This window comes from Microbacterium sp. (assembly GCF_036277215.1).
Classification (GTDB): Bacteria; Actinomycetota; Actinomycetes; order Actinomycetales; family Microbacteriaceae; genus Microbacterium.
On the sequence record NZ_DASUNI010000147.1, the window covers coordinates 1 to 10,394 of the forward strand.

Consider the following 10,394-nt stretch of genomic DNA (forward strand, 5'->3'; position numbering starts at 1 on the left):
GGGGAGGACCACAGAAGTGCTCATGTGCATGACTCCTTCAGAATGCCGATGTCGTTTCTAGCTTAGTGATGCCGCCGTGATCCCGGCGGCGCGGTGTCAGAGCGCGTGCAGGGGCTTGCCCGACAGTGCCAGGAACGCCTCGCCGAGCGCCTCGCTCTGCGTCGGATGGGCATGGATGAACGGCGCGATGTCTTCGGGGTGCGCCTCCCAGCCGACCGCCAGCTGTCCTTCCGTGATGAGCTCGCCGACGCGGTCCCCGACGAGGTGCACGCCCAGGATCGGGCCCTCCTTCACGCGTACGACCTTCACCAGGCCGGACGTTCCGAGGATCTCGCTCTTGCCGTTCCCAGCCAGGTTGTACTCGTACGCCACGACGGCGTCGGCGCCGTGCGCCTCGACCGCCTGCGCTTCGGTCAGACCGACGGATGCCACCTCGGGGTGGCTGTAGGTCACCCTGGGCACCTGCGTGTCGGGAACCAACACAGGGTGCAGACCGGCGATTTCCTCCGCGACGAAGATCCCCTGCTGGAACCCGCGGTGCGCGAGCTGGAGCCCCGGCACGATGTCGCCGACTGCCCACACGTGCTCCGCGCTCGTGCGCAGCCTTTCGTCGGTCGTCACGAAGCCGCGGTCGAGAGCGACACCTCTTTCCTCGTACCCGAGGCCGGTCGTGACCGGGCCTCGACCCACGGCGACCAGGAGGTAGTCCGCGTCGAACGTGCTGCCGTTCTCGAGCCTGACGGTGACGGCGTCGGCGGTCTGCGTCGCGTCGGCGAGTCGCACCCCGAGCGAGAAGGCGATGCCGCGCTTGCGGAACGCGCGCTCGAGCGCCTTGCTCATCGAGACGTCTTCGTTCGGGACGAGATGGTCGAGGGCCTCGACGACCGTGACGTCGGCGCCGAACGATCGCCACACACTCGCGAACTCGACGCCGATCACTCCGCCACCGAGGATCACGACGCTCCGGGGGATCTCGCGCAGCTCGAGCGCGTGCTCGCTGGTGAGGATGCGGCCGCCGATCTCGAGGCCCGGCAGCGACCGGCTGTAGGAGCCGGTCGCGAGCACCACGTCCGTTCCGAAGTACACGTCGTCGCCGACCCGGACGGACGGACCGGCCTCGAGTGAGCCCGAGCCGGCGACCACCGTGATACCACGCGCCTTGACGAGTCCTTCCAGGCCCTTGTACTTCTTCGCGACGATGCCCTCGCGGTACGCCCGGACACCTTCGGGGTCGATTCCCTCGAGACTCGCACGGATGCCGAAGCTCGCGGCATCCCGCGCGGCGTCGGCGATCTCGGCGGCATGCAGCAGAGCCTTGGTCGGAATGCACCCGCGATGCAGGCAGGTGCCGCCGACCTTGTCCTTCTCGATCAATGCGACCGACTTGCCGAGTTCGGCGGCGCGCAGAGCGGCGGCGTAGCCGCCGCTGCCCCCGCCGAGCACGACGAGATCGAACCGGTGCTCGGTCATCGGGTCTCCTCACCTGCGATGAAGCGGATCAGCGACCGCACGGTCGCCCCCGTGGGCCCCTTGTCGGTGAAGCCGTACGGCCCGCCCTTGTGCATTCCCACGCCCGCGATGTCCAGATGCACCCACGGGATCCTGGCCGCGTCGGACTCGTCCGACACCCGCCCGACGAAGTGCCGCAGGAACAGAGCGGCGAACAGCGAGCCGCCCGCCGGGTCGCCGATCTTGGCGTTCTGCAGATCGGCGATCGGGGAGTCCAGCTCGTCGACCATGTGCGCGGGGAGCGGAAGCTGCCATGCGGGCTCGCCGGCGGCGGTCGCCGCCGCGAGGTAGGCCGTCACCGCACCCTCGTCGCCCATGACGCCGGCGTGTCGCGTGCCCAGCGCGATCGAGATGGCACCCGTGAGCGTCGCGACGTCCACGATCACGTCGGGGTGCTCCCTGCTCGCTGCGACGAGGCCGTCCGCGAGCACGAGCCGCCCCTCGGCATCCGTGTTGAGCACCTCCACCGTCGTACCGTCGAGCATCCGAAGGACGTCGCCGGGACGGATCGCGCGGCCGGACGGCATGTTGTCGGCGACGCACAGCCAGGCGGTGACCCGGACCGGAAGACCCAGCGTCGCCACCGCGCGCAGAACGCTCAGCGCCGTGGCCGCGCCGCACATGTCGTACTTCATGCCGACCATGGAATTCGCGGGCTTCAGCGACAGACCGCCCGTGTCGAAAGTGATGCCCTTGCCGACCAGCGCGACCGAACGCGTCGCGTTTTCGGGCGCGTAGTCGAGCCTGACCAACCGGGGTGGGCGGTCGGATCCCTGCCCCACTCCGAGGATGCCGCCGTATCCTCCTTCGGCGAGCGCCTTCTCATCGAGCACCTCGACCGCGACCGGCAGGCCGACGACGGCCGCGACGGCCTTCTCGGCGAAGTCCTCGGGTCCGAGCCATTCCGCCGGAATGGAGACGAGGTCCTTCACGAGGGCGACCGCGTCGGCGGCGACGACGACCGCCGCGAGCTCGTCGGCTGGAGGCTCGCTGTCGCCGTGCACGACGATCCGCTCGGCGCGCGCTTTGGGCGCTTCGGACTTGTAGCCCTCGAAGCGATAGCCGCCGAGGGTCGCGCCCTCGGCCGCCGCCCGCCACAGCTGCGGATCCTCCGCCAGGACGGCGATGCTGATGGTGCCGAACCCGGTCAACTGCCGGATGCCGGAGCCCACGGCATCCCGGACCGAAGCGGCATCCGAGTTCGCGCCGACACCGACCACGGCAAGGGGCAGCGACGTGCTGTCCGGCGCGTAGACGCGCTGGTAAGACGATGCGGCGCCGGTGAACCCGGTCGCCGCGAGAGCCTCGGAAAGCCCCGGCCAGTCCTCCAGCACCGAGGTGTCATCGGGATCGAGTGCGGGCACCGCGAGGAGTATCGCGTCGGCATCGGACTCTCGGATCGGGGCGGTGCTGAAGACGAGGTCGGGAAACGACATGGACCCCATCCTAGGTACGGCGTCCGTTCCGCTGTTCGCTGTGAGCGGGACGCCCGCGACCCGCGCCGCGGGGCGCGACTCGTACCATGGGTTCATGGCTCAATCCGCTCCGCTGTACGAGCGTGTGGCATCCGCGCCGCCGATTCCGCGGGGGCTGCCGCTCGTGATCGCGCTGACGGGTTTCACGGATGCCGGCAGCGCAGTCAGTCGCCTGGTGGACTATTTCCGCGATGACCTCGAGCCCACGCCGCTCGCCGTCTTCTCGAACGACATCCTCCTGGACTACCGCGCCCGCCGCCCGCTGATCTCGTTCGATCAGGATCACCTCACCGACTATCGGCCGCCGCGCCTGGAACTCTCGTTCGCCCACGACTCCCTGAGCCAGCCCTTCCTGCTCCTGGCCGGCTACGAGCCCGACTTCGCGTGGGACGCCTTCACGGATGCGGTGCTGGACTTCGCTGCGGCCTACGACGTCGTGTCCGTGACCTGGGTGCACGCCATTCCGATGCCCGTCCCGCACACCCGCCCGATCGGGACCACGGTGAGCGGCACTCGCAGCGAACTGACCGAGGCCCACTCCGTCTGGCAGCCGCACACACAGGTGCCTGCGACGGCGGGACACCTGCTCGAGTTCCGGTTCGCGGAGGCGGGCGCCCTGGTGGCCGGATTCGTCCTGCTGGTGCCCCACTATCTGGGCGACACCGAATACCCCGCCGCCGCCCTCGCCGGGCTCGACAGCCTCACGGTCGCCACCGGTCTCGTCTTCGCCGGAGACGAGCTGCGCGAGGAGAACCGCGAATACCTCGCGAAGGTCGACGAGCAGGTGGCCGGCAGCGATGAGCTCTCGCGCATGGTGCAGGGTCTCGAAGAGCGCTACGACGCGTACATGGCGGGCTCCACGCTCGCCTCGCCGATGATCCACACGGGCGATCTGCCGAGCGCCGACGAGCTCGCCGCCGAGCTGGAACGCTTCCTCGCGAGCCGGCCGTCGGGCGACGACGAGAAGCGCGGAGCCTGAGCTCCGCGGAATGCCGGCCGCGGCTTGCACGTTGTAACACGCGTGTCAATGCGCACGTCGGATGTGCGCGACGAATGTGCGACAATAGATGACCTGACCCGTTGTCAACCAGCTCTCTGAGGCACCTCTGCAGAGCCGGGACTTGACAAGGGTCTTACTAGTGTCCGAAATCTACCGGGGGACGTTGACACCCGTCCGCCGGTGAAAGGCGAACCGTGACCTCGAGCACGAAGACAACAGCCCGCGCCGACAGCGCGACGGACCCCGCGGCAGTCCCGCCCGCGGTGGAGTCCCCCAAGACCGCAGCCAAGAAGACCGTGACCAAGCCCGCCGCCGCCAAGGCCGCGGCGAAGACTCCCGCAGCCAAGAGCACCGCGACCAAGAAGGCGGCAGCGAAGCCGGCCTCGAAGGCGGACCCCAAGCAGGGCAAGACCGGCGCAGCCAAGGCGACCGACGACATCGACGCCGAGGACCTTCCCGACGACGTGGAGCTCGACGACGTCGTCGTGGTCGAGCTCGAAGACGACGCAGTCGATCTCGATGACGCCGTCGACGAGGAGGAGAAGGCCCCCGCCGTCACCCGCGGAAAGGCGAAGACCGCGACCGCTGCCGAGCCCGAGGCCGAGGCCTCCGAGTCCGAAGACGACGAAGAGGACGAGGAGACCGAGACCAAGCCGGTCGCCGAGCCGCTGCCCACGGGCGCCATCGTCATCTCCTCGTCGGACGAGGATGACGTCCCCGTCTACTCGACGATGATCACGGGTGCGACGGCCGACCCCGTCAAGGACTACCTGAAGCAGATCGGCAAGGTCCCGCTGCTGAATGCGGCCGAAGAGGTCGAGCTGGCGATGCGCATCGAGGCGGGCCTGTTCGCCGAGGAGAAGCTGTCGCACATGACGGCGGCCGAGAAGTCGAACCAGCTGGGCCTGGACCTGCAGTGGGTCGCCCGCGACGGTCAGCGCGCGAAGTCGCACCTGCTGGGCGCGAACCTCCGCCTCGTCGTCTCTCTCGCCAAGCGCTACACGGGCCGCGGCATGCAGTTCCTGGACCTGATCCAGGAGGGCAACCTCGGTCTGATCCGCGCCGTCGAGAAGTTCGACTACACCAAGGGCTTCAAGTTCTCGACCTACGCCACCTGGTGGATCCGCCAGGCGATCACCCGCGCCATGGCCGACCAGGCCCGCACCATCCGCATCCCGGTGCACATGGTCGAGGTCATCAACAAGCTGGCCCGCGTGCAGCGTCAGATGCTGCAGGATCTCGGTCGCGAGCCCACACCCGAGGAGCTCAGCCGCGAGCTGGACATGACCCCCGAAAAGGTCATCGAGGTGCAGAAGTATGGTCGCGAGCCCATCTCGCTTCACACGCCGCTCGGCGAGGACGGCGACAGCGAGTTCGGCGACCTGATCGAGGACACCGAAGCGGTCGTGCCGGCGGACGCCGTGGGCTTCACGATGCTGCAGCGTCAGCTCGAGTCGCTCCTGGACTCGCTCTCCGAGCGCGAAGCCGGCGTGATCCGCATGCGCTTCGGTCTCGGCGACGGTCAGCCCAAGACGCTCGACCAGATCGGGGACACGTTCGGCGTCACGCGAGAGCGCATCCGTCAGATCGAGTCGAAGACGATGGCGAAGCTGCGCCACCCGTCGCGTTCGCAGTCCCTGCGCGACTACCTCGAGTGATGGCGGAGGCCAACGCCGGCAAGGCGCTCACGGTCCAGGTCGAAGGCACGTCCTACTTCCGCATCCCCATCCGCACGCGCGTGGTGATGCCCGGTGACGACCTCGATGCCTTCATCACGGAGTACGCGTCCGGCGTCGTCGAGGCCGGAGACCTCTTCTTCGTCACGGAGAAGATCGTCGCCATCACCCAGGGTCGTTCGTACCGCCTCGACGAGATCACACCTCGCAGGCTCGCGCTGTTCCTCTCGAAGTACGTGACGCGCACGCCGCACGGCATCGGCCTCGGCATGCCCGAGACGATGGAGATGGCCCTGCGCGAGTGCGGAACTCCGCGGATCCTGTTCGCCGCCGCCGTGTCGGCGGTCACCAAGGCGTTCGGCCGCAAGGGCGACTTCTACCGCATCGCCGGTGACAAGGCCCGCGCGATCGACGGTCCGACCGACGGGACGATTCCTCCGTACAACAAGGCGGTCGTGCTCGGGCCCGATCGCCCGCGCGAGGTCGCACGGCACCTGAAGGCGCTGATCGGCGGCCAGGCCGAGGTCGCCGTCGTCGACATCAACGATCTGGGCGGGAACATCCTCGGCTCGACCGTCGACAGGACGACCGAGAAGCGCCTCGTCGCGATCCTGAAGGACAACCCGCTGGGACAGGGTCACGAGTCGACCCCGCTGGGCGTGGTCCGCCCGGCGCCGACTGCGTAGCCGCATCCCGCCTGCCCCCCACCGCGAGACAGCAACGGGACGTCCACACAGCGGGTGGGCCCCGCAGTCTCTACCTGCGGATGCAGTCTCGCGGTAGTAGCGGGGCGGGGTCTCAGAACCCGATCGCCTCGCGGTAGCGAGCCTTGTGGCCGGTGCGGATTCCGGTGACGCTCGGCTTGTTCTCGTAGACGCCGGCTCCCCAGTTGCCCTCCACGAGGACGGGGCCGTCGGGGGTCACCACGATGTCCCAGCCGACGTACTGCACCTGCGGCACGACCCGCGCGACGCGGTCGACGAAGTCCCGCACCTCGTCGATCATCGGCAGCTGGAAGTCGCCGATCACGAACCCGGAGTCGGGGTGCTTCTCGTGCACGTGGCCATGCGAGTCGTAACCCGGGCCGACGGCGTGGCCGTCGTCGTCGAGCATCGTGTAGAAGCCGCCGAAGGTCATCTGGTCGCTCACCGCCCCGCGCCCGAACTTCTGAGCCATCGCGAGGATGTGCGTCTGCCGGCCGTCGAAGAACGCGGTGATGCGCGTGGTGTTGACCGTGCCAGGACAGACCGCTGCGAGGTCCGGATGCTGCACGATGACCTCTTCGATCAGCAGCTCGCCCCGCTCGAGCAACCCACGGTGGAAGGCTTCCCAGTCATCGATCTCATCTGCGTGGTAGCGGTGCACGCCCGTTCCCGCCTGACCGACGGGCTCCTTGGTGACGATCGTGCCGAGACGCTCCGCGAAGGCGCGCACCGCGTCCGCGTTGCCGGACCCCACGACCATCCAGTCCCGGTGCAGGTGGTCGCTGAATACGCGATCGAACTCGATCTTGTCCTGGAAGATGTGGCGGAAATCGGGGTGGTCGAATCTCTGCGAGAGCTGGTTGGAGACCGGATGCGTCATGTACGTCGCGCGCTCGTCCCGACTGAGGATGGCGAAGTCGTAGTCGATGTAGTCCTGGAATCCCACGTTGCGGAAACCGGCCTGCCACAGCATGTCCACGACGATCGCCGGCGTCCACTTGTCGTGCTGCGCGGCCGACTCCTTGGCACGCTCCATGACGGATCCGACGTCGATGCGACGGGCGCGGTCGACGAGATAGTGAAGGCGGGGCGCAAGGCCGAGGCCTTTGTGAGGCATGCGTGCTCCGGGTGAGACGGGGTGGACAGGCGGAGAGATTGCGGGCAGACGGCCCCGGATAGTCTAGATGGCGTGACCTCCGGCATCCCTGGGCGCTCGGTGCCCGGCCCCACCACGCCGAAGCGCACCACACCGACGGCGCGGATCTCACGCGCAGCACTCCAGGTCAATCTGCGCGCGGTGCTGGCGAGCACGCCGAACGGAGTCATCGATGTGCGGGCGGATGCCTGGGGTCACGGAATCGAGGTCGTCGCCCCGCTCGCACTCGCGGCCGGTGCCGCCGCGCTCCTGGCCGACGAGCCGGGGGTTCGTGCGCTCGAGCGCATCACCGACGCCACGCGGGTCGTCGTCGACGGCGTGGGCACCGCCCCGAATGCCGTCTACGGCCTCAGCCCCGGCTTCACACCCGCGCTGTGCCTCAGCGGGTGGGTCCTCAGTCTGAAGGCGCTGCACGAGGGTGAGGGCGTCTCCTACGGCTTCACCTACCGGGCCCCCCGCGAGACGACGGTCGCACTGGTGACGGGCGGGTACGCGCAAGGCGTCGTGCGCTCCCTCGGCAACGCCGTGTCGGTGCTGATCGCGGGGGAGCGGCATCGGATCGTCGGTCGGGTCGCGATGGATGTGTGCGTGGTGGACATCGGTTCCGCGGCCGTGGCGCCCGGAGAAGAGGCCGTCTTCTTCGGGCGACCCGCGGAGGGGGACCCTGCGCTGGCCGACTGGGCCGCGGCGACCGGGATGACGCCGGGGGAGCTGGTCACGGCGGTCGGCTTGCGCAATCCGCGGGAGTACACGCCATGACCGGCCCACGGCTGCACATCGACCTGGACGCGTTCGCCGCCAACCTGACGGCGGTGCGGGACCGCATCACTCCCGCGCGGCTGATGCTCGTCGTGAAGGACGACGCTTACGGGCACGGCCTGGAGCCGATCGTGCGCAGGGCCGCGGCCGAGGGCGTGCGGTGGTTCGGCGCGTTCGACGTGCGGGAGGCGCTGCTCACGCGGACGGTCGCCGGTCACGGTGCGCGGGTCTTCACGTGGCTCACCGTCGGCGCGGCCGGGATCGGGGCGGCACTGGCGGCAGAGCTCGACCTCGGTGTCGGGGACGCGGACTTCCTGGAGGAGATCGCCGCCGTCGCACGCCGGGTCGATGCCACCGCGCGGGTGCATCTGAAGGTGGACACCGGGCTGCACCGCAACGGCATCCGACCCGAGGAATGGGGGACGGTCATCGATCGCGCTCGTTCGCTCGCGGATTCGGGCCGCATCCGCCTCGTGGGCGTCTGGAGTCACATCGCCGAGGCCAGCGACGAGGAGGACGATGCGGCGCGCGCCGCATTCGACGCGGCCGTCGCAACGGCGGAAGCCGCCGGCTTCGACCTCGAGGTCCGCCACCTGTCGGCCAGCGCTGCGGCCTTCGCACGCCCGGAGTTCCGCTACGACCTCGCGCGGGTCGGGGCCTTCTGCTACGGCATCCGGTCCGCCGGCGGTCCGGACGAGGCCGAGCTCGGCATCCGACCGATCGCCTCGCTGACCGCGCCCGTGACGCACCTGGCGGACCACGCCGTCACCATCGGAATCGGGGCGCTGCACGGCCTGCCGTCGACGCTCGCGAAACGGGCCGCGCTGGCCGCCGGAGGACGCCCTCTCGATGTCCTGCGGGTGGACGAGACTCACGGACTCGTGGCGCCGTGGCCGCACGCGAGGATCGGCGACGAATTCACCGTGTTCGGACCCGACGGCCGCTCGGCCACCGATCTCGCTGAGACGATCGGAACCGTGGGCGAGGAGATCCTCGTCCGGGTCTCGCCGCTCGTTCCGCGCAGCTACAGCGGCGAAATCCTCTAGACCGACTCGAGCAGTCGAGCGGTCTCGTCGTGCCAGCTGGTGGCGAGGGAACGCAGCTTCTCCTCATACTTGCGGCCGTGGTGGGCGCAGAAGAGAAGTTCGCTGCCGTTGACCTCGGCGGCGATGTACGCCTGGGCTCCGCAGGAGTCGCAACGATCCAGCGCGGTGAGGCGGTAGTCGAGGACGGCGGGCTCGGTGGGTGTCGATAGCGTGGTCATCTCGGGTCCTCCTCGTTAGCGTCGCTCGTGTCTCGATTACCTTCGCGGGTCCTCACATACAACCACGCGTTTGTTTCGAGAATGCCGCGAAGCGGTGACATTTCGCTCAGCGCGTACGTGGATCCCGTTCGCCGTGTCTGTGCATAGTGCTGACGATCGCCGCGGATACGCTTGAGAATTGTGACCTCCGAGTACTCCGCACATCACCTCCAGGTGCTGGAGGGACTCGAGGCGGTCCGCAAGCGGCCGGGCATGTACATCGGCTCCACCGACTCGCGCGGGGTCATGCACTGCCTCTGGGAGATCATCGACAACTCGGTCGACGAAGCGCTCGGCGGCCACGGAAACCGCATCGACATCGTCCTGCACAGCGACGGCAGCGTCGAAGTGCGCGACCGCGCGCGCGGCATCCCCGTCGACATCGAGCCCCGCACCGGCCTGTCCGGCGTCGAGGTGGTCTTCACCAAGCTCCACGCCGGCGGCAAGTTCGGCGGCGGCTCGTACGCCGCATCCGGCGGTCTGCACGGCGTCGGCGCTTCCGTTGTGAACGCCCTCTCGGAGCGGCTCGACGTGGAAGTCGATCGTGGCGGCAAGACGTGGGCCATGTCGTTCCACCGCGGCGAGCCAGGCATCTTCGCCGGTCCGTCGCCGGATGCCGCATTCACCCCCTTCGAGAAGAGCTCCGAACTCCGAGTGGCCGGGCGCGCCCCCAAGGGTGTGACCGGCACGCGGATCCGCTACTGGGCGGACCGTCAGATCTTCACGAAGGACGCGACGTTCCACCTCGACGAGCTCGAGCAGCGGGCCCGTCAGACGGCGTTCCTCGTACCGGGCCTCGAGATCGTGATCCG

The 10,394-nt window shown here is 69.0% G+C and carries 10 protein-coding genes; 6 read left to right on the forward strand and 4 right to left on the reverse strand.

All coding sequences use genetic code 11. From position 1 onward, the window contains the following. Positions 1-96 precede the first annotated feature (96 nt). Positions 97-1,470, reverse strand: coding sequence for a dihydrolipoyl dehydrogenase (gene lpdA, locus VFX99_RS07585; protein ID WP_329665690.1), 1,374 nt, complete (start codon positions 1,468-1,470; stop codon positions 97-99). Beyond that, a complete protein-coding gene (locus VFX99_RS07590) occupies positions 1,467-2,945 on the reverse strand; it encodes a leucyl aminopeptidase (protein WP_329665691.1) in 1,479 nt (492 codons plus the stop codon). The genes lpdA and VFX99_RS07590 overlap by 4 nt, the downstream gene beginning before the upstream one ends. A gap of 94 nt (positions 2,946-3,039) precedes the next feature. Between VFX99_RS07590 and VFX99_RS07595 the strand changes: the two genes are divergently transcribed. The 3 genes from VFX99_RS07595 to VFX99_RS07605 all read left to right on the forward strand — a co-directional run bounded on the left by VFX99_RS07595 (position 3,040) and on the right by VFX99_RS07605 (position 6,346). Then, positions 3,040-3,963 (forward strand): PAC2 family protein, encoded by a 924-nt coding sequence (locus VFX99_RS07595; RefSeq protein WP_329665692.1) that lies wholly within the window; start codon positions 3,040-3,042, stop codon positions 3,961-3,963. A 215-nt stretch (positions 3,964-4,178) separates the two neighbouring features. Next, the gene (locus tag VFX99_RS07600) at positions 4,179-5,642 is read left to right on the forward strand and encodes an RNA polymerase sigma factor (protein WP_329665693.1); all 1,464 of its coding nucleotides are present in this window, start codon (positions 4,179-4,181) and stop codon (positions 5,640-5,642) included. Next, complete coding sequence (locus VFX99_RS07605; RefSeq protein WP_329665694.1) at positions 5,642-6,346, forward strand: coenzyme F420-0:L-glutamate ligase; 705 nt, start codon at positions 5,642-5,644, stop codon at positions 6,344-6,346. The genes VFX99_RS07600 and VFX99_RS07605 overlap by 1 nt, the downstream gene beginning before the upstream one ends. A 112-nt stretch (positions 6,347-6,458) precedes the next feature. Here VFX99_RS07605 and VFX99_RS07610 read toward each other — a convergent pair whose 3' ends face one another. Beyond that, positions 6,459-7,481 carry a sugar-transfer associated ATP-grasp domain-containing protein gene (locus VFX99_RS07610; RefSeq protein ID WP_329665695.1) on the reverse strand — a complete coding sequence of 341 codons (1,023 nt, stop codon included), beginning with the start codon at positions 7,479-7,481 and terminating at the stop codon, positions 6,459-6,461. Between the two features lie 72 nt (positions 7,482-7,553). On the opposite strand from VFX99_RS07610, the gene VFX99_RS07615 reads away from it, so the two are divergent. Both VFX99_RS07615 and VFX99_RS07620 read left to right on the forward strand, forming a co-directional pair. After that, positions 7,554-8,279 (forward strand): alanine racemase, encoded by a 726-nt coding sequence (locus tag VFX99_RS07615; RefSeq protein WP_329665696.1) that lies wholly within the window; start codon positions 7,554-7,556, stop codon positions 8,277-8,279. Beyond that, entirely contained in the window at positions 8,276-9,325 is a 1,050-nt protein-coding gene (locus VFX99_RS07620; RefSeq protein ID WP_329665697.1) for an alanine racemase, read from the forward strand. The genes VFX99_RS07615 and VFX99_RS07620 overlap by 4 nt, the downstream gene beginning before the upstream one ends. Here the strand turns inward: VFX99_RS07620 and VFX99_RS07625 are convergent. Then, on the reverse strand, positions 9,322-9,543 hold the full coding sequence (locus VFX99_RS07625) for a DUF7455 domain-containing protein (RefSeq protein WP_329665698.1): 222 nt from the start codon (positions 9,541-9,543) through the stop codon (positions 9,322-9,324). The two genes, VFX99_RS07620 and VFX99_RS07625, sit on opposite strands and share 4 nt — an antisense overlap. Before the next feature lie 180 nt (positions 9,544-9,723). Between VFX99_RS07625 and VFX99_RS07630 the strand changes: the two genes are divergently transcribed. Further along, positions 9,724-10,394 (forward strand): ATP-binding protein (locus tag VFX99_RS07630; protein ID WP_329665699.1); only part of this gene is annotated, 671 nt, incomplete at its 3' end.

What these genes read in the sequence shown, in the direction of transcription:
- lpdA (WP_329665690.1), bottom strand. Translation starts at nt 1,470, where the DNA reads ATGACCGAGCACCGGTTCGATCTCGTCGTGCTCGGCGGGGGCAGCGGC.
- VFX99_RS07590 (WP_329665691.1), bottom strand. Translation starts at nt 2,945, where the DNA reads ATGTCGTTTCCCGACCTCGTCTTCAGCACCGCCCCGATCCGAGAGTCC.
- VFX99_RS07595 (WP_329665692.1), top strand. Translation starts at nt 3,040, where the DNA reads ATGGCTCAATCCGCTCCGCTGTACGAGCGTGTGGCATCCGCGCCGCCG.
- VFX99_RS07605 (WP_329665694.1), top strand. Translation starts at nt 5,642, where the DNA reads ATGGCGGAGGCCAACGCCGGCAAGGCGCTCACGGTCCAGGTCGAAGGC.
- VFX99_RS07610 (WP_329665695.1), bottom strand. Translation starts at nt 7,481, where the DNA reads ATGCCTCACAAAGGCCTCGGCCTTGCGCCCCGCCTTCACTATCTCGTC.
- VFX99_RS07620 (WP_329665697.1), top strand. Translation starts at nt 8,276, where the DNA reads ATGACCGGCCCACGGCTGCACATCGACCTGGACGCGTTCGCCGCCAAC.
- VFX99_RS07625 (WP_329665698.1), bottom strand. Translation starts at nt 9,543, where the DNA reads ATGACCACGCTATCGACACCCACCGAGCCCGCCGTCCTCGACTACCGC.